Here is a 22979-nt window from a genome sequence, read left to right on the forward strand (position 1 = left end):
CGTGGTCGGTCGTGGTCGGGTCGGTTGCCTTGGAGCGGCTGCTCACGTGACGTCCCTTCGAGGGCGGGTGGATGTCGCATCATGCTATCGAGCGGCGTCGCCCCGCCTTGGAGCGTGCACGCCGTTGGCCGCATACTGGAATGTCAGGCCCTCGCCGCATCGTCGCCGCGCGCCCGATCCACTCTCACGACCTGCAGAAGGAGACACGCTGTGCGTCGTCACTTCGACCTCACCACGTCGACCCCACCGACCGTCCTCGTCGCCTTCCAGGGCTGGAACGACGTCACCGGCGCCGCGTTCGACGCGATGGATCACCTCGTCAAGGCCACCGGCGCGCGCCTGTGGGCCGACGTCGACCCGGAGGACTACTACGACTTCCAGGTCAACCAACCGCGCATCGACGTCGTCGACGGCGAGCGCCGCGTCATCTGGCGCACGACGGAGATCTTCCACACGCGACTCGACGCCGTGGGCGACGTGCTCATCGTCAAGGGCATCGAGCCGTCGTTCCGGTGGAAGGCGTTTCTCGCCGAACTGCTCGACGCCATCCATGCGAGCGAGCCGGCGCGCGTCGTGGTGTGCGGTGCGCTCGGTGGGGACACGCCGCACACGCGGCCGCTGCCTGTCACGCTGACGTCGCCGCAGCCGGCGACGCGTGAGGCGTATGACGCGAAGACGCCGACGTACGTCGGCCCGGCGGGCATCGTCGGCATTCTCATCGATGCGCTCGGGCGCTCGGATGTGACGACGATCGCGCAGTGGGTCGTCATGCCGCAGTACGCGCTGGGCAGCCCGCAGCCGAAGGTGACGTGGACGATGGTGCAGGGGTTGTCGAGACTGCTCGACGTCGCGCTGCCCGAGGGCGATCTCGAGGAGCAGGCGCGGGCCTGGGAGCGTGGCGTCAGCGAACTCGTCGCGCAGGACGGCGACATGACCTCCTACGTCGACACGCTCGAGCACTCGATGGACGTCACCGAACTGCCCGAGGCCTCCGGCGATGCGATCGCCGAACAGTTCGAGCAGTTCCTGCGCCGGCGGGACGGCGACAGCCGCCGCGGGGAGCAGGGCCCTGGGGGCGACACGGTCTGACGGGCCGTCGGAACGGCTGGCGTGAGCGGCATGATCGTGCCGAGTTTCTCGCGACGACGGCAGCAGGGGTCCTCGTCGGATCGTGCTGGTGTTGGCGCGAGCAGTGTGTTCAACCCCAAAGCGGAACGATCGTGTCGCTTCGGGTCGAATCGGCCTAGGACGAGTGCTCTGACGGCACGATCGTTCCGATGAAGGGTGCATGAGCCTGTTCAGGACGTGCGAGCGAGGCGGCGCAGCCTCGGCCTCGGCCAGATGGAGCTTGCCGAACTGGCTAATGTCTCCGAACGCTTCGTCTGCTCGCTCGAGCAGAACAAGGCCACGGTGCGACTCGACAAGCTCACGGCCGTCCTCGACGCGCTGGGTCTGGAGCTGCGTGCTGAACCCCGCGGGGGCGTCGGCGCATGAGCCCGCGCGCAGATCGCGCGCAGACGGCGGCGCTGGGTGCCGCTGAAGACCTCGACGAGATCGGGTTTGACGCCAGGCGTGTGCAGGACCTGAGCCGCGTCACGCGTCATCCGGCCCGGACGATGGCGGCCACCGCAGCGCGGTGACCGCCACCGGTAGCCCAGCGATACACGCTCAACCGCGCTGATGCACCGCGTCGAAGGCCTGGCTGAGGTCGGCGATGAGGTCGGCGGGGTCTTCGAGGCCCACGGACAGGCGCAGCACCGACTGTGACGGCTTCGCGTCCCCCTCCACGGGACGGTGCGTCAGGGCTGCCGGGTGCTGGATGAGCGTGTCGACTCCCCCGAGCGAGACGGCGTGCACGATGAGGCGGCAGGCCGACGTCACGACGGCGGCCGCATCGAAACCGTCGGCCATGCCGAACGCGAGCACCGAACCGGGCCCGGCCATCTGACGGGCCGCGATGCCGTCGACGTCGAACTGCGGCAACCCCGACCACATGACGGCGTCCACCTCGCCGCGCGTCAGCAGCCACTCGGCGACGGCGCGCGCGCCTTCCTGCTGCGCCTTGACCCGAATCGGCAGCGTCTGCAGCCCACGGTGCAACCCGTACGCGTTCGAGGGCGACAACAGCGCCCCCGTGATGGCGCGCACCTGACGCAGCCGCGGCGCCCACGCCTCGTCACACGCGACGACGCCGCCCATGAGGTCGCCGTGACCACCCATGAACTTCGTCGCCGAATGCACGCTCAACGTCGCACCGAGCGCGAGCGGCTGCTGCAGCACGGGCGTGGCGAACGTGTTGTCGACCATGACGGGCACGTCGCCCGCGGCGCGCACGACGCCCACGCCACCCGACGACGCGGTTTCGGTTCGGCCCTCGCCGCGGCGGTGCTCGACGTGCTGGGCCCCGACGTCACGCTGCAGTGCGAAATGTACGACGACGGCGGCGTCCGGTTCGCCGAGGCTCACGGCCTCGAGGCGCGCCACCCGCGAGGAACGGCTGCTGCGCGCACTGCCGGTCGACACGCCGCGCTGCGCGCCGAACGCGCCATCAGCGAACGCCTGACGTTCACCTCGTTCGTCGGGCTCCCCCGCCGCCGACCTCGCGCCGCACTGGGACGCGCTGGCCGCTCAGATGGCCGACGACGTCCCGCTCGGCGGCCTCACCCGCCCCGGCAAGCGTGACGGCGACGCCCGCCGCCGCGAGGACGAGCGTCACGCCGAGGAGGGGTATCTCCTCGTGCGCACCCTCGCCTGGCTCGACGGCCGGCCGGCCGGGTACACGCAGATCCTGCTGGCGAGCGACGCCCCGCAGATGGCGTTGCAGGACGACACGCTCGTCGACCGTTCCCTGCCGTGATGCGGGCGTCGCGGGCACTCAAGGTCGTCAATCTCGAGCACCTGCAGTCACTTCCGCAGGCGAGCGCGACGCAATCGGTCCAGACCTACTGCGCCGAGACGAACACCGCCATCCTCGCGCCCAAAGCCGCGCTGGGCTTTCGACGCGTCGACGTCATGACCGCGCTCGAAGGGCACCCGGAGGCAGCTGCGCTCAGGCGTACCTGATCCGGTCGAGCAGCATCGCGAGCGGCTCGGGCACCTCGTCGGCGCCGAGCGCCGCGGCGAGCACAGCGGCCGCGTTCTCCTTGCGACCGGACGCGGCGCGCGCGAACCGGCGCAGCTGATCCGCGAGCGGTTCGTCGGCCCACGCGGCCTGTGTGCGCAGCGCATCGAACTTGCTGCCGAGACCCGCGCCCTCGATGGCGGCCTTCGCGCGCTCGGCGCCGAGCGCGCGGATCAGTTCCCCCTCGAGGTCGGGTTCGCAGACGAAGAAGCCATAGACGGGCAGGTCGCTCGCGTCGAGCACGGGCAGCCCGTCGTCGGCGAGCGCCTTCTCGGCCGCGCGGGTGTCGGCGGCGTCGCAGAGCCCGACGACGTCGGCGTCGGATCGGATCTGCCGGATCTCGCCGAGGACACGGCCGACGTTCGTCGCGCCCTGCAGGTTGACGAGTTCGACGTTCGGGCTCGCGAGCCCGTCACGCTCCATGAGGGCCGCGACGGCCGCGACGTCGCTCGGGCCTTCGAGCAGGACGAACATCGTCGCGGCGCTGGCCGGGCTGATCGTCGTGGTCACAGCTTGACCCCGAGCAGGGCGTCGACGACGTCGTGGATCTGCTGTGCGGAGCCGACGGCTTCTTCGCCCTCGGCTGCACACCAGGCGTCGATCGCGGCGAGCGCGGCGGGCGTGTCGAGGTCGCTGCGCAGGGCGCGGCGGACCGCTTCGATCGTGGGCGTCGCGTCGACGCCATCCGCCTCGATGGCGCGTCGCCACGTCGCGAGGCGCTCCTTCGCGGCGTCGAGCCGCGCGTCGGTGTACTCCCAGTCGGTGCGGTAGTGCTGGTCGAGCAGGACGAGCCGGATCGCCATCGGGTCGACGCCCTCGCGGCGCAGCACGGACACCTTGACGAGGTTGCCCTTGCTCTTGCTCATCTTCTCGCCGTCGTAGCCGACCATGCCCTGGTGGGCATAGTGGTGCGCGAACGGCGGCTGCCCCGTCAGCGCGTCGGCCTGCACGGCGCTCATCTCGTGGTGCGGGAAGATGAGGTCGGTGCCGCCGCCCTGCAGCGTGAAACCGTTGCCGAGGTGCTCGAGCGCGATCGACGTGCACTCGATGTGCCAGCCAGGTCGGCCGCGTCCGACGCCGGGGCCGCCGTCCCACGCCGGCTCTCCCTCACGCTCGGCGCGCCACAGCAGCGGGTCGAAGACGTCCCGCTTGCCCTCACGCTCTGGGTCGCCGCCGCGGTCGGCGAAGACGGCCATCATCTGCTCACGGTCCCAGTGCGAGACCGAACCGAACGTCGGCTGCTGCGCGAGGTCGAGGTAGACGTCCTTCGCGCCGGCAGCGGCGTTCTCGGCGGCGGGCACGTCGACGGTGTAGGCGAGGCCGCGCTCGAGCAGCCGGGCGACGTTGGCCGAATGCAAGGTCATCGACTCGACGACGCCGACGTAGTGCTGCGGCGGGATGACACCGAGGGCCTCCATGTCGCCGTGGAACAGCTCGATCTCGCTCGTCGCGAGCTCACGCCAGTCGACGTCGTCGCGGGCGGCCCGCTCGAGCAGTGGGTCGTCGACGTCGGTGACGTTCTGCACGTAGGTGACCTGCGCGCCCGCGTCGATCATGACGCGCTGGGCGATGTCGAAGGTGACGTAGGTGGCCGCGTGGCCGAGGTGCGTCGCGTCGTACGGCGTGATGCCGCAGACGTACAGCCCGGCCTGCTCGCCGAGATCGATCGGGACGATCTCACCGGCTGCCGTGTCGAAGAGGCGGACGTCGATGTCGGCTCCAGCCGGGGAGGCGACGGGGTTGAGCGCAGGGCGAGACCAGGATTTCACCGCCTCAGCCTAACGGGTACGACCGACGCCTCCGCCCGGCGGACGCGTCACGGCGAGGCCCTCGTGGGCTCTCACAGCGGCGGCCACGGCAGCGGGTAGCGATCGGACGGCGGCTCTGGAAACACGCCGGCGGTGCGCAGCGCCGCCACGCGCTCGAAGAACGCCTCGACCTCGTCATCGTCGAGGTGTGCGCTGAGCTGCGCGCCGAGCCCGTCTCGCGCGGCCAGGAGCGCCGCGAGGGACGCGTCGTGCGCCGCACTCAACGGTTCACCGGCGAAGCCCCACAGGACGGTGCGCAGCTTGTCGTCGATGTGGAACGTCAGGCCGTGATCGATGGCGTAGAGCTGCATGTCTCCCCCGCCCGATGTGTCCTCGATGAGGTGAGAACCCTTGCGGTCGGCGTTGTTCGTCAGCACGTCCAGCAGCGCGACGTCGCGTAGTGGGTCACCGTCGTGGTGAGCGAGCACGAGGGGGCCCTCGTCGGTGTCGAACGCGGCGATCGCGTGCACGTCGTCAGTCAGCTCGTCCTCGTCGAGCAACGCCACCTGGTGCTGCTCGGCCGGTTCGAGCGGTCCGACCCAGCGCTGCAGGGATCCCTCGCCGAGCTGCGGGTCGACGTGCCACGTCGTCTCCGGAACGCAGCGCATGCCGGCCGCGGCGGCGACGAGGTAGGTCGCGACCTCGCGGTGCGCGAGCGTCTCCGACCGGAAGTCGCGCAACGGTTGCTCACCGCGCACGGGTTTGAACACGGCGCGCTCCCCCGTCGCCGTCATCAACCGCACGACGACGTTGGAGGCGTCGACGAGGCGACCCTCGATCTGCCACTCGAGCTCGCTCAGTTCGGGCGCGCCGAGCTCGAGCGGTCGGGAGGTGACGTCGGGCGTCTCGCTCACCGGCGTCGGTACCCGTTCGCGCGGGGGCAGACGTGGCCGCGCGGGTCGAGCGGTTCGTTGCACAGTGGGCAGGGACGGCGGCCCTGCGCGACGAGCGCGAGCGAACGACGCGTGAACTCGCGCGCGGCGGGCGGGGCGAGCACGACGCGCAGGCCCGTGATGGCGGTGATCGCGGCGCCCTCATCGTCCTCGTCCACCTCGGCGTCGAGGTCGTGGCACTCGAGCGCGAAGACGCGCTCCATCGGATTCCAGCTGACGCTCATGCTGCCGACGCGGAACAGCGGGTCGACGGGCAGTTCGAGCGGGTCGTTGTCGGGTGCGGTGGCCGGCTCGTCGCGGTCGGCGCCGACCTCGTCGAGCAGCTCTTCCAGGCGCTCGGCGAGCAGAGCCACCTGCTGCTTCTCGATGGCGACGCCCTCGACGCGGCGCGCGTCACGCACCTGCAGGTAGAACTCGCGAGAGCCCGGCTCACCGACGGTGCCCGCCACGAAGCGCGCGGGCTGGTTGAACTCGACTACAGACATGTCCGTGAGCCTACTGCGTCGCGCCGGTGGCGCCACCGACGGTGGATTCGGCGCTCGTCGAGCGCGCCAGACCGACGGCCTCGCCGAGGCCACCGGAGGTCACGTTCATCGCGAGGACGAAGGGGCGATTGCCGACGAAGCGGATGACGCTCATCGACGCGGGCGCGAGGACGATGCGCTGGAAGTCGTCGAGGTGCTGACCGAGCGCGTCCGACAGCATCGACTTGATGACGTCCCCGTGGCTGACGACGACGCCCACGCCCGAGCCGCCCTGCTCGTCGCTGCTGCGTTCGTCCAGCTCGCGCGCGAGGGCGCGCACAGCGTCGACGGCGCGTCGCTGCATGGCGAGCATCGACTCGTGCTCGAACTGCGGGCTCGGCGGGAACGTCACCTGCGACGGGTGTTCCTGCACCTGCTTCCACAGCTCCTCGCCGGCGAGGTCGCTGAGCTTACGCCCCGTCCAGGCGCCGTAGCGGCACTCGCCGACGGTGTCGTCGGTCTCGACGGCGACGCCGCTCGCCGCGCGCAGGGCGTCCGCCGTCTCCTGGCAGCGCACGAGCGGCGAGGCGACGATGCGCTCAGGCGTGCAGCAGGCGCTGATCGCCGCGGCGGCGGCGTCGGCCTGGGTGCGCCCCAGCTCGTCGAGATGGACGTCGGGGCTCCAACCGGCGAGGACGCCGGAGGCGTTGGCGCTCGTGCGCCCGTGCCGCAGCAGGATGATGGTGGCCACGCGACCAGGCTACCGGCCCGGCCGTCCATGACCCGTGTCGCGCCACGGCGCGGGCAGCGCGGTAGCGCAGAATACGACGGTGATCATCGACCAGGCCGTCTATCGCGGCGGCAAGCGCATCGACTGCGGCGACCTGCACGCCGGGCTCGCCGATCTGCGCGAGCACGACCACGGCTTCCTGTGGGTCGGGTTGAAGGATCCGACGGCCGGCGAGTTCTCGCTCATCGCCACGGAGCTCGGCCTGCACCCCCTCGCGGTCGAGGACGCTCTCGGCGGTGGGCAACGCCCCAAGTTCGAGGTCTACGACGGCATGGCGTTCCTCGTCATGCGCACGTTGCGCTACATCGAGGCGACGTCCGACGTCGAGACCGGCGAACTCATGGTGTTCGTCGGCGACCGCTTCGTCGTCACCGTCAGGCGCGGTGAGCCGACGCCGCTGGAGACGGTGCGCGCCGCGTTGGAGCACGATCCGAGGCTGCTGGAGAAGGGCCCCGTCGCGGTCATCTACTCGGTCATGGACGCGGTCGTCGACAAGTACCTCGCCATCGACGAGGAGCTGAGCGACGACGTCCTCGCGATCGAGCATCAGGTGTTCACGCCGAGCGTGACGACGGACGTCAGCGACATCTACGAACTGAAGCGCGAACTGCTCGAGGCGCGGTGGGCTGTGCAGCCGCTCATCGAGCCGACGCGGCGCCTCGTCGCGTCGTCGTTCGTCGACGAGGGGTTCGCGCCGTTCTTCCGTGACGTGCTCGATCACCTGCAACTCGTCAGCGAGCACATCGAGACCTACGATCGGTTGCTGTCGGACGTGCTGTCGGCGTACCTGTCGCAGGTCGGCGTGCAGCAGAACAACGACATGCGCAAGATTTCGGCGTGGGTCGCCATCGCGACGGTGCCGACGATGCTCGCCGGCATCTACGGCACGAACTTCCACTCGGTGCCGGAGCTGGAGGCGTCCGTGCACTTCGGCGGCCGCGGCGGTGGGTACGAGTTCTACTACGGGTACTACCTGATGATCGCCGTGCTCGCGACGATCGGCGTGCTGCTGTGGCGCGCGTTCAAGAAGTCTGGATGGTTGTGATGGTGGTTCGCCACATCGGTGACGCGGCGCCGCGGGTGCCGACGCGCGTGCTCAACGGCAGCGGGACGCGTGTCAGCGCGTTCGTGCTCGGCGTTTCCGGGTGGGCCCGCGGCGTGACGGCGGAGAGCGCGCAGGAGATGGCGAGCACCTACCTCGCTGCCGGCGGGCACACGTTCGAGACGAATGACGTCGACGCGGGCGCCGCCGAGGTGCGGCTGCGTGAGGCCCTCGAAGGCCTCCGGCGCGAGGAGTACCAGCTCGTCGCGCGCAACGGCCGTCACGGAGCGCTCCCCTTCGCCCCGGGCCCGGACACCTCCCGCGCCGGCCTCATGGCCGCGCTCGATGCGACGCTGGAGCGTCTCGGCACCGAGCACGTCGACCTGTGGCTCGTCGAGGGTGACGACGGCGTCACCCCGAGCGTCGAGGTCGCCTCGGCACTCGAGTGGGCCGTCACGACGGGCCGGGCGAGCGACGTCGGCCTGAGCGACGTGCCCGCATGGCGCGCGGTCGACGTCAGTCACCTGCTCGCGGCGCGCGGCGTCCACCTCGTCGCGCACGCTGTGGAACATCACCTGCTGCGCGCCGACGCCACGGACGTCGTCGAAGCCGCCGCGGCGCGCGGCTACGGCGTCATCGCGGGCGCCGGGCTCGCGCGCGGCGTGCTGACGGGCAAGTACCGCCACGGCACGCCGGCCGATTCGCGTCGCGCCTCCGGCGATCTCGTGGCGAGCGGAGCCTCACGTGAGACGACGCGCGCCGTCGTCGAATCACTCGCGACGGCGGCCGACGGCCTCGGCGTCCACCCCGCCGAACTGGCCCTCGCCTGGTCGTTGCACGCGCCCGGCATCGACGCCGTCGTCGCGGGGTCTCGCACCGCGGCTCAACTGCGTGTCGCGCTGCGCGCCGGCGAACTGAGTGTGCCGCGCGAGATCGTCGTGGCGCTCGACGAGGTCGCCGGCGCCTGACGGCGGGCGGCCTTGGTCGTCAGAACGCTCGGCCCCCGTGGCCGAGCGTTCGGCCCAATGGGGCGTTCGCCTCAGCCGCGGCCGCGCGCAGAGCGGTGCTTTTCGTCGCCGCTCGTCTCGTCGTCAGCATCGTCGAGGTCATCGTCGTCCTCGTCGTCGAAGTCGTCATCGAAATCGTCGTCGTCGAAGTCATCATCATCGAAATCGTCGTCGTCGAGCAGGACGAGCGGCGTCATCTCGTTGAACGCGTTGAGCAACGCGTCGTCGTAGGTCTCGAACGCGTCGGCCAGGGCGTCGGATGCCGCGATGACGGCGGGGTCGTCGTCACCGCGACGCGCTGAGCACGCCTCGAGGTGACGTTCGAAAGCGAGTGTGAGGGCTTCGAGGGCAGCGCGCGGGTCGGCGTTCATGTGGAAAACGCTACCCCGATCGCGCAAGAATGTGCAGATGGCCGAGTACGAATACCGCACGCTCACGTTCGCGCGTGACGCGAGCCGCAGCGACATCCGCCAGAGCCTCACCGACGAGGCCGAGTACGGGCACTGGGAGCTGGCCCGCACCCGCATCTACCTCGGTGGGGTCCGCCGCATCTGGTTGCGGCGCCGCATCATCCGCATGCGCCCGCAGGACAACGGCGGCTGGCTCTGATCAGCAGTCGGTGAGCAGACGCGCGAGCACCCGCTGCCCGAACTCGAGGCTTTCGACGGGCACGCGTTCGTCGATGCCGTGGAACATCGGCGCGAAGAGCAGATCGGACGGCAGCCGCAACGGTGTGAAGCCGTAGCCGTTGATGCCGAGCTGCTTGAGTGCCTTGTTGTCGGTGCCCGCCGACAGGCAGTAGGGCAGGATCTCGCAGCCCGGGTCCTCGGTGCGCAGCGCGTCCTTCATCCGCTCGACGAGGTGGCCTTCGAACGGCGCGTCGAGCGCGATGTCGCGATGCAGCGTCTCGATCGTCACGTGCTCGCCGGCGAGTTCGGCGATGACGTCCATCAGCTCGTCCTCGTGCCCGGGCAGGAAGCGGCAGTCGACGTTGACTGACGCCGTCTGCGGGATGACGTTGTGCTTGTAGCCGGCGTCGAGCATCGTCGGGTTCGACACGTTCGCGAGGGCCCCCTCGACGAAGGTGCGCGCGCCGGGGATGTGCGCGAGCAGCGCGTCGGTGTCCTCGTCGGTGTAGGTCGTGCCCGTGATGTCGGCGAGACCGTCGAGCAGCTGGCGGACGCTCGCGACGTACTGGCGCGGCCAGACGTGGGCGTCGATGCGGCCGATCGCCGCGGCGAGGCGCGCGATGGCGTTCTCGTCGTTGGGGACGCTGCCGTGGCCGGCGCGGCCGTGGGCGGTGAGGCGGATCCAACGGATGCCCTTCTCCCCCGTCTGCAGCAGGTAGGCGCGCTGGTCGCCGCCGCCCTTCTTCGGCACGGTGACGGAGTAGCCGCCGACCTCGCTGATCGCCTCGGTGGCGCCCTCGAACAGTTCGGGACGGTGGTCGACGGCCCAGTGCGAACCCTTGACGCCGCCGGCCTCCTCATCGGCGAAGAACGCGACGACGAGGTCGCGCGGCGGAGTGACGCCGCGGCGGGCGAAGTCGCGGACGGTCGCGAGGATCATCGCGTCCATGTCCTTCATGTCGACGGCGCCGCGGCCCCAGACGCAGCCGTCCTCGACGTCGGCGGCGAACGGGTCGTGCGACCAATCGGCGGCGTCGGCTGGCACGACGTCGAGGTGGCCGTGGACGACGAGCGCGCCGCGTTCGCGGTCGGCCCCCGGGATGCGGACGACGACGTTCGCGCGCCCCGGCTCGCTCTCGAACAGTTCGGGTTCGAGGCCGACCTCCTGTAGCTGGCCCACGACGTACTCGGCCGCCTCACGCTCGCCGGGGCCCTCGGTGCCCGGGCCGTAGTTGCTCGTGTCGATGCGGATCAGATCGCGGCAGATGCGCAGGACGTCGGATTCGGAGGAGGTCTGAGAAGCCATGGCTCCACCTTTTCATTCCTGCGTGGGCAGCACGCAAGAACGCCCCGGTGGTATCTCACCGGGGCGTTCTCGTGAAGTGTGTCCGAGGGGGGACTTGAACCCCCACGTCCGATAAAGGACACTAGCACCTCAAGCTAGCGCGTCTGCCATTCCGCCACCCGGACAGGTGGTGTTTTCCGGCCGCTTTCGCGCCCTTCCAACGAGGAAAAACATTACCAGGCGTTCGCTTGGAGTGCACATCGGCTCGGCTCAGGCGTGGCCCGTCGGCTGCTCGCCGTCCTGCTCGGGGCGGTGCGGCAGACGGATCTGACGCTGCGGCTGCTGCTGGGTCTCGCGCGGAGCGTCGACCGGCTCGGGCTGCAGACCGGCGTCGGACCCGCTGGCGGGCCTCGTCTGCGCGCCGCGCGGCGCCTGCGGCATCGCCGATGCGCCGAGGGCGGGCACACCGTCGTCAGCGCCGGAAGGGTGCTGCGGGCGGGACGTCGAATCCTCCGCCTCGTTCGTTGCCTGGTCGACCTGGCCACGCGCGTTGGCGAGCGCGACCTGAGGGTCCTCGAGCTTCGTGTCGGCGAACGCGTTGTCGTCGTTCGTGCCGGGGTCGACCCATTCCTCGTCATCGTTGTCGCCCGGACGCCCGGCGTCGCCGCCGAGAGCGCTCGAGATGCCGCGCAGCGCGTCGGTGACCTCCGAGGGGATGACCCACATCTTGTTCGAATCGCCCTGCGCTAGCTGCGGCAGCGTCTGCAGGTACTGGTAGGCGAGCAGACGCTGCGTCGGCTTGCCGCGGTGGATGGCGTCGAACACCTGCTGGATGGCGCGCGCCTCACCCTGGGCCTTGAGGACGGCGGCCTGCGCCTCACCCTCGGCGCGCAGGATCTGGCTCTGCTTCTCACCCTCGGCCGTGAGGATCTGGCTCTGCTTGAAACCCTCGGCGTTCAGGATGGCTGCGCGGCGGTCACGCTCGGCGCGCATCTGCTTCTCCATCGAATCCTGCACCGACGCCGGCGGGTCGATCGCCTTGAGCTCCACACGATTCACGCGGATGCCCCAGCGGCCCGTCGCCTCGTCGAGCACGCCGCGCAGCTGCCCGTTGATCTGGTCACGCGAGGTGAGCGTCTGCTCGAGGTCGAGCGAACCGATGACGTTGCGCAGCGTCGTCACCGTCAGCTGCTCGATACCCTGGATGAAGTTCTCGATCTCGTAGACGGCCGACTTCGGATCCGTCACCGAGTAGTAGATGACGGTGTCGATGCTGACGACGAGGTTGTCGCTCGTGATGACGGGCTGCGGCGGGAACGTGACGACCTGCTCACGCAGATCGATGTTCGCGCGCACCCGGTCGATGAACGGCACGAGGATGTGCAGACCGTCCGTCAGCGTGCGGTTGTACGAGCCGAGACGCTCGACGATCTGAGCCGTCTGCTGCGGCACGATGCGGATCGTGCGCATGACGACGACGACCGCGAAGACCAGCAGCAGGATGACGACGATGAGTCCTGGGGACATGTTCCCTCCCTGTGGCCGGGCGAACCCGGCGTGATGCGCGGACGCTGGCGGGAGTGCTCGCTCAGCGCCGCTCGGTGGTGGTGGGGTCGACGAGCAGAGTCGCGCCCTGCAGGTCGATGACGTGGACGGGCGAACCGAGGGGCAGCGTCGTGCGCACGTCGGTGCGCGCGCTCCACAGGTCGCCGTGCACCTTGACGAGGCCCTGCGACTCGGAGACCGGCTCGACGACGAACCCCGTCTGACCGACGACCGAACGCGGCCCGATGTCGGTGTTGTCGCGCGTCGGGCGCAGACGGCGACGCAGCATCGGGCGCAGCGTGAACAACAACCCGACGGCGACGGCCACCGCGATCGGCGCACTGATGACGAAGTCCGCACCGAAGTACGACGCGATCGCGCCCGCGAGCGCGCCGAGCGCGAGCATGATGAACACGAAGTCGACCGTGACAGCCTCGACGGCGGCCATCGCGAGGGCGACGCCCAGCCACATCAGCCATGCACTGTTGTTCATGCTCGGTCCAGCTCCCCGCTTCGACGACTTCGTACCTGCAATCTACGTGGAACGCTCGTCCGGTTCGACCCGAGAACCTAACGATTACCTCACGGCGACGCGGCAGCGGCGTCGTCCCAGGCCGGCGGTTCGCCGGGCGTCAGCGCCGGATCGTCCACGGCGAAGGTACGCACCGGACCCTTCGGGGTGAGCGGGCCCTCGAACCGGACGGTGACGCGGCCACGCCCTGAACCCCACACCCAACCCGCGCCGAACTCGTCGTGATGCACGTCCATGCCGGGGCGCCACGACGGCGTCGTGCCGGGGCTGAAACGCGTCGTCAACTCCTGAGGCAGGGTCGACGGCGCCTCGTCGGCGTCGGGGTCAGCGTCGTCGCTGCTGGGGGTGGCGGCTGTCGACGACTCACCGACAGCCTCGGGAAAGGCCGGCGTGTCGACGGGAGCCTCGAGTTCGAACAGCCCCGACTGCGCGTGCGTGACGAAACCGCTGACGCCCACACCGATGAGACGCACACCCTGCGCGAGGTCGAGCCCGTCGAGCAGGCGCTGAGCCGTGCGGGCGATGACGTCGGCGTCACGGCTCGGGGTCGGTGATGTCGAGCTGCGCGTCAACGAACTGAAGTCAGGAAGGCGCACCTTGAGGTGCACGGTGCGCCCGAAGACTCCGGCCTTCTCGCAGCGAGCGGAGACGGCCTGCGCGATGCGCTCGATCTCGCGGCGCAGCACGGCGCGATCGTGGACGTCGCGTTCGAACGTCTCCTCGTGCGAGACGCTCTTCGCCTCGCGGGTGAGGGTGAGGTCCCGATCGTCGCGGGCGCGCGCCAGTTCGTGGAGGGAATGCCCGTGACGCTCACCGAAGATGCTGACGAGATCGACGTGCGTCATCGCGCGCAGCTGTTCGACCGTCTCGACACCGAAGGTGCGCAGCCGCGCCGCAGTCGCCGGGCCGACGCCGCTGATCGCGCGCACCGACATCGGCGCGAGGAACTCGAGCTCGCTGCCCGGTTCGACGACGGTGATGCCCGCCGGCTTGTTCAGGTCGGAGCCGATCTTCGCGAGCATCTTCGACGACGCCGCCCCCGCGCTGACGCTCAAACCGCCCGTTGCGTCGGCGACGTCACGGCGTAGGGTCTCGAGCACCTCGCGCACGTGCGCGGTGCTCGAGACCTCGAGGTCGGCGCCGCGCAGGTCGACGTACGCCTCATCGATCGAGACCTGCTCGACGAGCGGCGACAGCTCGCGCAGCACGGCCATGACGGCGAGCGACGACGCGCGGTACGCCTCGAACCGTGGCGAGAGGAACGCCGTGCCGGCCGGGCAGATGGCCCGTGCCTCGGCGGTGCTCATCGCACTGCGGGCGCCGAACGCTCGCGCCTCGTACGACGCCGTCGAGACGACGCCGCGCAGGCCGGTACCACCGACGATGACGGGGCGTCCACGTAGGCTCGGCTTGTCGCGCTGCTCGACCGAGGCGAAGAACGCGTCGAGGTCGACGTGGACGATGCTGGCGTCGTCTCTCACACCAGGTCGATGACCACCTTGACGTCGCCGTCGCGGCGCTCGAAGGCCTCGGCGAACTTCTCGAGCGGCACGCGTCGCGTGATGAGTCGCTCCAGCCAGGCGTTGTCGGCCTTCGCGAGCACCTCGGCCGCGCCCTGGTAGTGACGCAGGTTCGCGTTGACCGAGCCGACGACGACTCCGTTGTCGAGCACGAGGTCGCGGTTGATGTGGCCCAGGTCGACCTCTTGCTCCTTCGGCGCGGAGATGCCCGTCAGGCACACGATGCCGTAGGGCACGTTGTTGGCGAGCACGCCCGAGATGACGGGCACCGCGCCGGTGGCCTCGATGACGACGTCGGGGGCGATCTGCTGCATCTGTTCCACGACGTCGCCCGTGACGTAGGTGGCGCCGAGGTCGCGCACGAGCTCGGGCTTGAGACCGTCGGTGGGCCGGTCGAGGACGTAGACGTCGAGGCCCTTCTGGGCGCCGATGAGCGCGCCGAGCAGACCGATCGGCCCGGCACCGGTGACGAGTACCTTCTTCGGCGCGAACGTCGCGCGGGCGCCGATGCGCTCGACCTGCTTCCAGGCCTTCGTCACGACGGTCGTCGGCTCGAGCAGCACGCCGACCTTCTCCAGCGACGGGTCGAGCTTGACGGCGTGGTCGGCGGGGATGCTCCAGCGCTGCGAACCGAACCCGTGGATCTGCTTGATGCCGTGCTCGGTGTACTCGCCGTTGCGGCACATGTCCCACTCCCCCGCGGCGCACGCGACGCACGGCACGGTGTCGGGCATGCGGACGATGCCGACGACGAGGTCGCCCTCGGCGAAGTCGGAGCCCTCGGGAGCCTGCAGGACGCGCCCGAGCGACTCGTGGCCGAGGACGAGGCGCTCGGCGCCCTCGGGCGCCCAGCCGTAGGCACCGTCGGCGATCTCGTGGTCGGTGCCGCACACGCCGAGGGCGATGCCCTCGACGAGCAGGTCGCCGGGCCCGGGCGTCGGGTCGGGCATGTCGGTGACGGCGAGGGAATCCTTGCTCAGGGGCAGGACGGTGAGTGCGCGCATGACTCCAACTCTAGGCCCCGGGCAGGAGGTCATCCGACGCTTCGGTGGACCAGCAGCGGCAGGACGCAGACGGCGCCCGCCTCGCGTAGCGCGGCCGCGGCGACGGTGGGCTCCCACGTCGTCGACGAGGTGTCGACGACGAGCAGGACGCTCGCTCCCGCGACCTGCGGAGCGCTCCCGGCGAGGGCTTCGCGCCACGCGGTCGCCACCTCGGCGCCCGAGGCATCGCCGACGTTGGGCGGCACGACGTTCCACGTCGTGTGCGGCAGCTTGCCCGCGGCGCCGAGGTGCGCGGCCAGCGACTCGACCCGGGCGGTGCTGACCTCGCCCGAGCCGACCCGCGTCGGCAGCGCGACGATGCATGAGGGGCGCTGGCGCCACGTCTTCGACCAGGCCGCGAGCACGCGCACCGCGGATTCCTGCAGCGCCTGCGACGCCTCCTGCGTGCCCTGGGCGCGCCGATCCTCTCGCCGCTCGTCCTCCCACTCGGCTGCGTCGGCGTGGATGAGCACCCGCCCGGGGTCGGCGGCGAGGTTCGCGGGGATGCGCCCGCGGGTGCCGAACGCGCCACCGGGCCACATCTTGCGCGGTTCGAGGGTGATGGTCTCGGCGCGCAGCACCGCCGCGATGCGTTCGAGCGTCGCGGGGTCGATGTCCGTCGTCAGCGGCTCGGGCAGGTGGCCCAGGCAGACCGAGCACTGGCCGCAGTCGGCGGCCTCGGGGTCGTCGAGGGCCGTGCGCAGAAGCTTCATGAGGCACTGGGCGCCGGCGATGTAGCGGCGCATGATGTCGGCCTCGCGCTCCCGCGTCGCGATGACGCCCGCGTAGTGCTCCTCGTCGAAGCTCCACTCGACGCCGGTGGCGCGCCAGCCGTCGGGGGTGCGCTCGACGACGCCGTCGACGGCGAGTTGCTTGAGCAGCAGCTCGACCCGGTTGCGTCGCAGGCCCGTCTCCGCGTCGAGGGCCACGACGCTCATCGGCTCGGCCGCGGCCTGCAGTGCGGTCAGGAGCGTCGCGACCTGCTCCTTCTTCGGGATCGTCGCCGTCGCGAAGTACTCCCAGATGTTCTCGTCGCCCGCGGCGGGCAGCAGCGCGACGACGGCCGAGTCGATGGCACGGCCCGCACGCCCGATGTGCTGGTAGTACGACACCGGTGACGCCGGCGCGCCGAGGTGGACGACGAAACCGAGGTCGGGCTTGTCGTAGCCCATCCCGAGCGCTGACGTCGCGATGAGCGCCTTGACACGGTTGTGGCGCAGATCGTCCTCGAGCTGTTCTCGCTGAGCGGCCTCGAGCTGACCGGTGTACGCAGCGACAGGCAGCTCATCACCGTGCGCGGCCGTCACAGCCGCCGCGAGACGTTCGGCGTCCGCGACCGTCAGGGTGTAGACGATGCCACTGCCCGGCAGTGACGCGAGATGGTCGACGACCCACGCGTAGCGCTGCAACGCCGTCATCTCCGGCAGCACCGCGAGGTGCAGCGACGAGCGGGCGAGCGGCCCCCGCAGCACGAGGGAGGCCTCCCCCAGCTGCTGCGCCAGATCCTCGGTGACGCGCTCGTTGGCCGTCGCCGTCGTCGCGAGCACGGGTGTCGCCGGGTTGAGCGTCGTCAGGACGTCGGCGACGCGGCGATAGTCGGGGCGGAAGTCGTGCCCCCAGTCGGACAGGGCGTGCGCCTCGTCGATGACGAGCAGCCCCAGATCACCCGCGAGCGAACGCATGACGCGTTCACCGAACGTCGGGTTCGCGAGGCGCTCTGGCGAGACGAGCAGCACGTCGAGCTGCCCGGCCGTCACGGCCTGCTCGATGGCGCCCCAGGCGTCGAGGTTGCCGGAATGTATCGCAGCGGCCCGCAGCCCCGCACGCTCGGCGGCGGCCACCTGGTCGCGCATGAGGCTGAGCAGTGGTGAGACGACCAGCGTCGGCCCCGCGCCGCGGCTGCGGGCGATCGCCGTTGCCACCCAGTAGACGGCCGACTTGCCCCACCCTGTCGCCTGGACGACGACGACGCGCGCGCCGGGCCGACCGAGCGCCTCGACCGCGACACGTTGATCGTCGCGCAGGCGAGCGTCCGGCCCGGCCAGGGCGCGCAGCACGGAGGAGGCGACGGTGTCGAAGCCGGTGTCCTGTTCAGCGTTCATGGGACGAACTGTGGCACGAGACACCGACAACCCCGGAACGACGCGGATTCAGGCCTTAGACGAGGACGCCGCCGCAGCCTTCTCGGCACGCTTGCGACGCCGCTCGGCGGCGATGCGGGCGTCGTCGGCCTCGGCCTCCTCGAGCGTCGGCGCGGTGCCACCCATGGAGGCGGGCAGGAACTCGAGGTCGGCGCCGCTCAGCGTCGGGTAATTCGCGCGTGCCGCGTCGAGCAGCTTCTGCATCGCGTCCTTGACGCGCTGCGTGTTCTCCTCGGGGCTGAGCGTCTCGTCGTACGTCATCGGCTCACCGACGGCGACGGTGATCGGCGTGTTCGTGCGCCCGAGACGCTTCGGCTTGCCCTTCGTCCACACACGCTGCGAACCCCACAGGATCATCGGCACGATCGGCACCCCGGCCTCCTGCGCCATGCGCACGCCGCCGGTCTTGAAGGACTTGAGCTCGAATGAGCGGGAGATCGTCTCCTCCGGGAAGATGCCGACGAGCTCGCCGCGCTTCAGGGCAGCGACGGCGTCGCGGTAGCTCTGCGCGCCGTTGCCGCGCTCGACGGCGATGTGCTTCATGCCGCGCATGAGCGGGCCCGAGATCTTGTGGTCGAAGACCTCCTTCTTCGCCATGAATCGGATGACGCGGCGCTGCTTGATCGCCGGGAAGCCCGCGTACGTGAAGTCCATGTACGACAAGTGGTTCATCATGACGACGGCGCCACCGGTGCGCGGCAGGTTCTCGGAGCCGACGAGGGTGAACTTGAGCCCCTGCGCGGCGAAGAGGCTGCGCGCAATGGCGAGAACGGGAGGGTAGACGAGTTCCATGTCCACCAGCCTAATCCCGCTAGGCTGACGCGGTGCTGCAACAGATCGAGGCGACGCGCTTCGTCGTCCCCCTGCGTGAGGGCGGCTCGCTGCCCGGCGTCGTCGAGGGTTCCGACCTCGGCACGTGGGTCGTCAAGTTCCGCGGAGCCGGCCAGGGGCTCAAGGTGCTCGTCGCCGAGGTCGTCGTCGGCGAACTCGCCCGTGCGCTCGGCCTGCGGGTGCCCGAGCTCGAGCTCGTCGAGCTGCCGGAGGCCATCGCGAAGTACGAGGCCGACGAGGAGGTGCAAGATCTGCTGACGGCGAGCGTCGGGCTCAACCTCGGCGTCGACCTGCTGCCGGGCGCCTTCGCCTATGACGGCTCCATCCCGCCGCCCGCCGACGAGGCCGCCACGATCCTGTGGCTCGATGCGTTCACCGCGAACATCGACCGCACCCCGCACAACCCGAACCTCGTGCGCTGGCACGGGCAGACGTGGTGCATCGACCACGGTGCGGCGCTGTACTTCCACTACTCGTGGCCGTCGAAGGGCTCCCACCCGGAGCGTTTCGCGGCGCAGCGCTTCGATCTGGGCTCCCACATCATGGCCGGGGTGGTCGACCCCTCGCCCGCGGCCGCAGCGGCCGCACACGAGCGTCTTGCTGCGCTCGTCACCCCTGGCCTGTTGCGCGAGATCCTGACGCTCGTGCCCGACGAATGGCTCGAGACGAGTGAGTCGATGCCGCACGCCGACGACGTGCGCGCCGCCTACGTCGAGAACCTGCTCGCGCGCCTCGCCGCCCCGCAAGCATGGTCGCCGGCGTTCGCGGGTGAGATGCGATGAGCGTCGGCTACCAGTACGTCGTGCTGCGTCTCGTGCCGTCGATCGAGCGCGAGGAGTTCCTCAACGTCGGCGTCGCGCTCTACGCGCAGATGGCCGATTTCCTCGACGCCCGTTTCCACCTCGACGCGACCCGCCTCGCCGCGTTCGCTCCGACGCTCGCCGCCGGAGACGTCGAGCAGTCGCTCGCCTCGCTGTGCGCCGATGTGCGCGGCGAGCCGTGCCCCGGGCGCCCTGACCTGCCGAAGCTGGGGCAACGCTTCGGCTGGATCAGCGCGCCGCGTTCGACGATCGTCCAGCCGGGCCCGATGCACGGCGGGGTCAGCAACGACCCGGGCGCCACCCTCGAACGTCTCGTCGACCGGCTCGTGCGCTGAGCTGGCTCAGGCCCATACCCGCTCAATCCTGGGGCGTGGTCGGTAGGGTCGAACCATGAGCATCGAACGAACCACTGCGCCCGACCCCTACGATCACCTGCCGGTGTTCCCGGCCCTCACCGTCACGAGCACGAGCTTCAGCGACGGTGGCGACCTCGCCGAGACGCATGTCTACGACGGCTGGGGCGTGAACGGGCAGAACGTCTCGCCGCAGCTGTCGTGGAGCGGTGCGCCGGAGACGACGACGTCGTACGTCGTCACCTGCTTCGACCCGGACGCGCCGACCCCGTCGGGCTTCTGGCACTGGGCGATCGCAGGCATCCCGGCGGACATCACCGAACTCGCCGAGGGCGCCGGATCGGGTGACGCCACGTTGCCCGAGGGCGCCTTCCACGTCGCCGGTGATGGCGGCGTCAAGGGCTGGATGGGGCCGTGCCCGCCCGAGGGTGACGGCAAGCACCGATACATGTTCGCGGTCCACGCGATCGAGGGTGATCCTCTCGCGATCGACGACTCGGTCACGCCCGCCGTCCTCAGCTTCAACGCCGTCTTCCAGACCGTCGCACGCGGCGTCACGACGGGCTTGTACGGTCACTGATCGTCCCGGCCACTGATCTCAGCGGCTGCCAGCCGACACAGCACGAGGCCCCGATGACCACGAGTGGATGCTCGTCGACGTCGGGGCCTCGGCGCGCCCCGTCACACGCGTAGCGTGTACATCGCGACGGCGCTGGCGGCCGCGACGTTGAGCGAGTCGACGCCACCTGCCATCGGGATGCGGACCGTGACGTCGCACGCGGCGACCGTTCGCGTTCCGAGGCCGTGGCCCTCGGTGCCCATGACGAGCGCGAGGCGTTCCGGCTCACGCGCCGCGAGTTCGTCGAGCGTCACGGAATCGTCAGCCAGCGCCATCGCGGCGACCGTCCAGCCGGCCTCCTGAAGTCGCGTCACCGAGCCGGGCCACGGGTCGATGCGCGTCCACGGCACCTGGAACACGGTGCCCATCGACACGCGTACCGAGCGGCGGTACAGCGGATCTGCGCAGCGGGGGGTGACGAGGACGGCGTCGACGCCGAGCGCCGCGGCCGATCGGAAGATGGCACCGACGTTCGTGTGATCGACGATGTCCTCGAGCACGACGACGCGCCGCGCGTCACGCAGCAGTTCTTCGGGCGAGGCCAGCGCGGGGCGGTTCATCGACGCGAGAGCCCCGCGGTGCAGATGGAAACCCGTCATCGACTCGATGACGTCGGCCTCTCCCACGTACACGGGGACGTCGGCGGCCTCGGCGTCCGCGACGATGTCGGCGAGGTCGTCGAGCCAGCGCTCACCCATGAGGAAGCTGCGGGGACGGTCGCCGCGCGCGAGGGCGCGGCGGATGACCTTCTCGCTCTCGGCGATGTAGAGGCCGCGCTCGGTTTCGAGCTTCTTGCGCAGCGCGACGTCGGTGAGGCGGAAGTAGTCGGCGACACGGTCGTCGTCGGGTGAGGTGATGCGGATCGGCACCGGCGATCAGGCCTGCGCGGCGCGGGCGCTCCAGCGCTCACCGTGACGATCGAGCTCGAGCGCGAGACCGAACGTCTCCGAGAGGTTCTCGGCCGTCAGTGTCGACTCGATCGGTCCGGCGGCGACGACGCGGCCCTCGCGCAGCATGAGGATGTCGGTGAAGCCCGGCGGGATCTCCTCGACGTGGTGGGTGACGAGCACGAGCGCCGGTGCGTCGACGTCCTCGGCGAGCGCGGTGAGGCGTTGCACGAGGTCTTCGCGGGCACCGAGGTCGAGCCCGGCGGCGGGCTCGTCGAGCAGCATGAGCTCGGGGTCGGTCATGAGGGCGCGGGCGATGAGGACGCGCTTGCGCTCCCCCTCGCTCAGCGTGCCGAAGCGACGCTCGGCGAGGTGCGCGGCGCCGAGTTCGTCGAGCAGTTCGCGTGCGCGTTCGTGGTCGAAGCTGTCGTACTTCTCGCGCCAGCGTCCCACCATGCCGTAGCTCGCGGTGACGACGACGTCGGAGACCTTCTCACCGGCGGGGATGCGCTCGGCGAGCGCCGCCGTCGCGAGGCCGATGCGGGGGCGCAGCTCGAACACGTCGACGGCGCCGAGCACTTCGCCGAGGATGCCGGCGACGCCCGTCGAGGGGTGCATGCGACCGGCGGCGACGTTGAGCAGTGTCGACTTGCCGGCGCCGTTGGGGCCGACGACGACCCAGCGCTCGCCTTCCTCCACCTCCCACGAGACGTCGTCGAGCAGCTTCTGCGCGCCGCGCGTGACACCGATCCCGGAGAAGGACAACACATCGCTCATACCCGTGACCCTACTGACTCGACGGGGTCGAATGCCACGCGACACGGCACGGATGACGTCGTGGACGCGTCCGGCGCCCAGCCGACACGGGTGTAAGCTATAACTTGTATCTATGTTGCGTCGAACGCCTGCAAGCGCGGGCAGCACATCGACCACCCGAACAAGGAGCGAGCATGAGCGAGCCGAAGATCTCCGCGGCCGACGCGGTCTACCGCGAGGTGAAGGGTCGCATCCTCGACGGCTCGATCGCCGGTGGCGCCCTCATCAGCGAGGGTGAGATCTCGGAGCTGCTCGACGTCTCCCGCACCCCCGTGCGCGAGGCGTTCGTCCGGCTGCAGGCCGAGGGGTGGATGACGCTGTACCCCAAGCGCGGCGCACTCGTGCGCGCCGTCGAACCGCGCGAGGTGCGTGACGTCGTCGAGGCGCGCATCGCGGTGGAGTCTCGTGCGGCGCGCAGCGTCGTCGAGGCGCAGGAGCACCGCGACGTCGCCATCGATCTCGGCGAGATCCTGCGCCGTCAGCGCCAGAGCCTCGAAACCGGCGACCACGACGACTTCACCGAGACCGACTGCGTGTTCCACACCCACCTCGTCGCGGCCGGTGGCAACGCCATCCTCACCGAGTTCTACGAGCGTCTCGGGGAACGTCAGCGCCGGATGGCCGCGCGCATCCTGTGGAAGGACGACCGCCGATGCCGCGACGTCCTCACCGCCCACGCCCGTCTCGTCGACCTCGTCGCCGCGGGCGACGCGACCGGTTTCGAGCAGGAGCTGACGGCGCACCTGCACCACTCCTACGACGGACTGCTCCCCTGAGCCTTCCGTCCGCCCTAATTAACCCCACTCACCCACACCCGACGAAAGGCCCCCGC

The 22979-nt window shown here is 70.4% G+C and carries 27 protein-coding genes, 1 tRNA gene and 1 pseudogene; 12 read left to right on the plus strand and 17 right to left on the minus strand.

Features of this window, described 5'->3' with window-relative positions:
- The first annotated feature begins 210 nt into the window (after positions 1–210).
- The 3 genes from J4Z35_RS01295 to J4Z35_RS01305 all read left to right on the plus strand — a co-directional run bounded on the left by J4Z35_RS01295 (position 211) and on the right by J4Z35_RS01305 (position 1640).
- On the plus strand, positions 211–1089 hold the full coding sequence (locus J4Z35_RS01295; protein ID WP_006947266.1) for a PAC2 family protein: 879 nt from the start codon (positions 211–213) through the stop codon (positions 1087–1089).
- 216 nt (positions 1090–1305) lie between these two features.
- Positions 1306–1494, plus strand: coding sequence for a helix-turn-helix domain-containing protein (locus J4Z35_RS01300; protein ID WP_131942022.1), 189 nt, complete (start codon positions 1306–1308; stop codon positions 1492–1494).
- Positions 1491–1640 carry a hypothetical protein gene (locus tag J4Z35_RS01305; RefSeq protein ID WP_160126205.1) on the plus strand — a complete coding sequence of 50 codons (150 nt, stop codon included), beginning with the start codon at positions 1491–1493 and terminating at the stop codon, positions 1638–1640. Before J4Z35_RS01300 ends, J4Z35_RS01305 begins: the two co-directional genes overlap by 4 nt.
- A 28-nt stretch (positions 1641–1668) precedes the next feature.
- On the opposite strand, the pseudogene J4Z35_RS01310 reads toward J4Z35_RS01305, so the two are convergent.
- Positions 1669–2337, minus strand: a pseudogene (locus tag J4Z35_RS01310) (PLP-dependent transferase); the annotation flags it as partial.
- Positions 2338–2632: 295 nt separating this feature from the next.
- Between J4Z35_RS01310 and J4Z35_RS01315 the strand changes: the two are divergent.
- Together J4Z35_RS01315 and J4Z35_RS01320 are read left to right on the plus strand one after the other, a co-directional pair.
- Complete coding sequence (locus tag J4Z35_RS01315; protein ID WP_131941019.1) at positions 2633–2857, plus strand: hypothetical protein; 225 nt, start codon at positions 2633–2635, stop codon at positions 2855–2857.
- Positions 2857–3063, plus strand: coding sequence for a hypothetical protein (locus tag J4Z35_RS01320; RefSeq protein WP_160126206.1), 207 nt, complete (start codon positions 2857–2859; stop codon positions 3061–3063). Before J4Z35_RS01315 ends, J4Z35_RS01320 begins: the two co-directional genes overlap by 1 nt.
- Here the strand turns inward: J4Z35_RS01320 and J4Z35_RS01325 are convergent.
- The 5 genes from J4Z35_RS01325 to J4Z35_RS01345 all read right to left on the minus strand — a co-directional run bounded on the left by J4Z35_RS01325 (position 3050) and on the right by J4Z35_RS01345 (position 7037).
- Positions 3050–3631, minus strand: coding sequence for a hypothetical protein (locus J4Z35_RS01325; protein WP_131941024.1), 582 nt, complete (start codon positions 3629–3631; stop codon positions 3050–3052). The two genes, J4Z35_RS01320 and J4Z35_RS01325, sit on opposite strands and share 14 nt — an antisense overlap.
- Entirely contained in the window at positions 3628–4890 is a 1263-nt protein-coding gene (gene mshC / locus J4Z35_RS01330; RefSeq protein WP_131941026.1) for a cysteine--1-D-myo-inosityl 2-amino-2-deoxy-alpha-D-glucopyranoside ligase, read from the minus strand. Before mshC ends, J4Z35_RS01325 begins: the two co-directional genes overlap by 4 nt.
- Positions 4891–4961: 71 nt before the next feature.
- Entirely contained in the window at positions 4962–5783 is an 822-nt protein-coding gene (locus J4Z35_RS01335; RefSeq protein ID WP_160126207.1) for an SCO1664 family protein, read from the minus strand.
- The gene (locus tag J4Z35_RS01340) at positions 5780–6307 is read right to left on the minus strand and encodes a DUF3090 family protein (RefSeq protein WP_131941030.1); all 528 of its coding nucleotides are present in this window, start codon (positions 6305–6307) and stop codon (positions 5780–5782) included. Before J4Z35_RS01340 ends, J4Z35_RS01335 begins: the two co-directional genes overlap by 4 nt.
- A 10-nt stretch (positions 6308–6317) precedes the next feature.
- A complete protein-coding gene (locus tag J4Z35_RS01345; protein ID WP_131941032.1) occupies positions 6318–7037 on the minus strand; it encodes an MSMEG_4193 family putative phosphomutase in 720 nt (239 codons plus the stop codon).
- Positions 7038–7116: 79 nt separating this feature from the next.
- Here J4Z35_RS01345 and J4Z35_RS01350 point away from each other — a divergent pair, with 79 nt between their 5' ends.
- Positions 7117–8121 carry a magnesium and cobalt transport protein CorA gene (locus J4Z35_RS01350; RefSeq protein ID WP_131941034.1) on the plus strand — a complete coding sequence of 335 codons (1005 nt, stop codon included), beginning with the start codon at positions 7117–7119 and terminating at the stop codon, positions 8119–8121.
- Positions 8112–9086: an aldo/keto reductase gene (locus J4Z35_RS01355; protein ID WP_131941036.1), complete on the plus strand. Its 975-nt coding sequence runs from the start codon at positions 8112–8114 to the stop codon at positions 9084–9086. Before J4Z35_RS01350 ends, J4Z35_RS01355 begins: the two co-directional genes overlap by 10 nt.
- A gap of 71 nt (positions 9087–9157) precedes the next feature.
- Here J4Z35_RS01355 and J4Z35_RS01360 read toward each other — a convergent pair whose 3' ends face one another.
- Positions 9158–9496: a primosomal protein gene (locus tag J4Z35_RS01360; RefSeq protein ID WP_160126208.1), complete on the minus strand. Its 339-nt coding sequence runs from the start codon at positions 9494–9496 to the stop codon at positions 9158–9160.
- 37 nt (positions 9497–9533) lie between these two features.
- Between J4Z35_RS01360 and J4Z35_RS01365 the strand changes: the two genes are divergently transcribed.
- Entirely contained in the window at positions 9534–9734 is a 201-nt protein-coding gene (locus J4Z35_RS01365; protein ID WP_038568187.1) for a DUF5703 family protein, read from the plus strand.
- Here the strand turns inward: J4Z35_RS01365 and J4Z35_RS01370 are convergent, their stop codons facing one another.
- The 8 genes from J4Z35_RS01370 to J4Z35_RS01405 form a co-directional block, all read right to left on the minus strand.
- Positions 9735–11060, minus strand: coding sequence for a M20/M25/M40 family metallo-hydrolase (locus tag J4Z35_RS01370; RefSeq protein ID WP_006945438.1), 1326 nt, complete (start codon positions 11058–11060; stop codon positions 9735–9737).
- Between the two features lie 79 nt (positions 11061–11139).
- Positions 11140–11224, minus strand: a tRNA-Leu gene (locus tag J4Z35_RS01375).
- Between the two features lie 85 nt (positions 11225–11309).
- Positions 11310–12566: an SPFH domain-containing protein gene (locus J4Z35_RS01380; protein ID WP_006945464.1), complete on the minus strand. Its 1257-nt coding sequence runs from the start codon at positions 12564–12566 to the stop codon at positions 11310–11312.
- A 61-nt stretch (positions 12567–12627) separates the two neighbouring features.
- Positions 12628–13077 carry an NfeD family protein gene (locus J4Z35_RS01385; protein WP_006945462.1) on the minus strand — a complete coding sequence of 150 codons (450 nt, stop codon included), beginning with the start codon at positions 13075–13077 and terminating at the stop codon, positions 12628–12630.
- Positions 13078–13166: 89 nt separating this feature from the next.
- Positions 13167–14597, minus strand: a complete 1431-nt coding sequence (locus J4Z35_RS01390) for a DNA polymerase IV (RefSeq protein ID WP_006945471.1) — start codon at positions 14595–14597, stop codon at positions 13167–13169.
- Positions 14594–15640: a glucose 1-dehydrogenase gene (locus J4Z35_RS01395; protein ID WP_131941040.1), complete on the minus strand. Its 1047-nt coding sequence runs from the start codon at positions 15638–15640 to the stop codon at positions 14594–14596. Before J4Z35_RS01395 ends, J4Z35_RS01390 begins: the two co-directional genes overlap by 4 nt.
- 29 nt (positions 15641–15669) lie before the next feature.
- Positions 15670–17781 carry a DEAD/DEAH box helicase gene (locus J4Z35_RS01400; RefSeq protein ID WP_131941042.1) on the minus strand — a complete coding sequence of 704 codons (2112 nt, stop codon included), beginning with the start codon at positions 17779–17781 and terminating at the stop codon, positions 15670–15672.
- 48 nt (positions 17782–17829) lie between these two features.
- Entirely contained in the window at positions 17830–18612 is a 783-nt protein-coding gene (locus tag J4Z35_RS01405; RefSeq protein WP_131941044.1) for a lysophospholipid acyltransferase family protein, read from the minus strand.
- Positions 18613–18644: 32 nt separating this feature from the next.
- On the opposite strand from J4Z35_RS01405, the gene J4Z35_RS01410 reads away from it, so the two are divergent.
- The 3 genes from J4Z35_RS01410 to J4Z35_RS01420 are packed head-to-tail and all read left to right on the plus strand — an operon-like array spanning position 18645 to position 20405.
- A complete protein-coding gene (locus J4Z35_RS01410; RefSeq protein ID WP_006945433.1) occupies positions 18645–19433 on the plus strand; it encodes a HipA family kinase in 789 nt (262 codons plus the stop codon).
- The gene (locus J4Z35_RS01415) at positions 19430–19807 is read left to right on the plus strand and encodes a DUF3037 domain-containing protein (protein ID WP_131941046.1); all 378 of its coding nucleotides are present in this window, start codon (positions 19430–19432) and stop codon (positions 19805–19807) included. Before J4Z35_RS01410 ends, J4Z35_RS01415 begins: the two co-directional genes overlap by 4 nt.
- A 55-nt stretch (positions 19808–19862) precedes the next feature.
- Positions 19863–20405, plus strand: coding sequence for a YbhB/YbcL family Raf kinase inhibitor-like protein (locus J4Z35_RS01420; protein WP_208065308.1), 543 nt, complete (start codon positions 19863–19865; stop codon positions 20403–20405).
- A 101-nt stretch (positions 20406–20506) separates the two neighbouring features.
- On the opposite strand, the gene J4Z35_RS01425 is transcribed toward J4Z35_RS01420, so the two are convergent.
- On the minus strand, positions 20507–21313 hold the full coding sequence (locus J4Z35_RS01425; RefSeq protein ID WP_208065309.1) for an RNA methyltransferase: 807 nt from the start codon (positions 21311–21313) through the stop codon (positions 20507–20509).
- A gap of 6 nt (positions 21314–21319) precedes the next feature.
- Positions 21320–22108, minus strand: a complete 789-nt coding sequence (locus J4Z35_RS01430) for an ABC transporter ATP-binding protein (protein ID WP_040014655.1) — start codon at positions 22106–22108, stop codon at positions 21320–21322.
- 173 nt (positions 22109–22281) lie between these two features.
- Here J4Z35_RS01430 and J4Z35_RS01435 point away from each other — a divergent pair, with 173 nt between their 5' ends.
- The gene (locus J4Z35_RS01435; protein ID WP_006945364.1) at positions 22282–22923 is read left to right on the plus strand and encodes a GntR family transcriptional regulator; all 642 of its coding nucleotides are present in this window, start codon (positions 22282–22284) and stop codon (positions 22921–22923) included.
- Positions 22924–22979 lie beyond the last annotated feature (56 nt).

The sequence above is a fragment of the Dermacoccus sp. NHGro5 genome (genome assembly GCF_017565385.1).
Taxonomy (GTDB): Bacteria; Actinomycetota; Actinomycetes; order Actinomycetales; family Dermatophilaceae; genus Dermacoccus; species Dermacoccus nishinomiyaensis.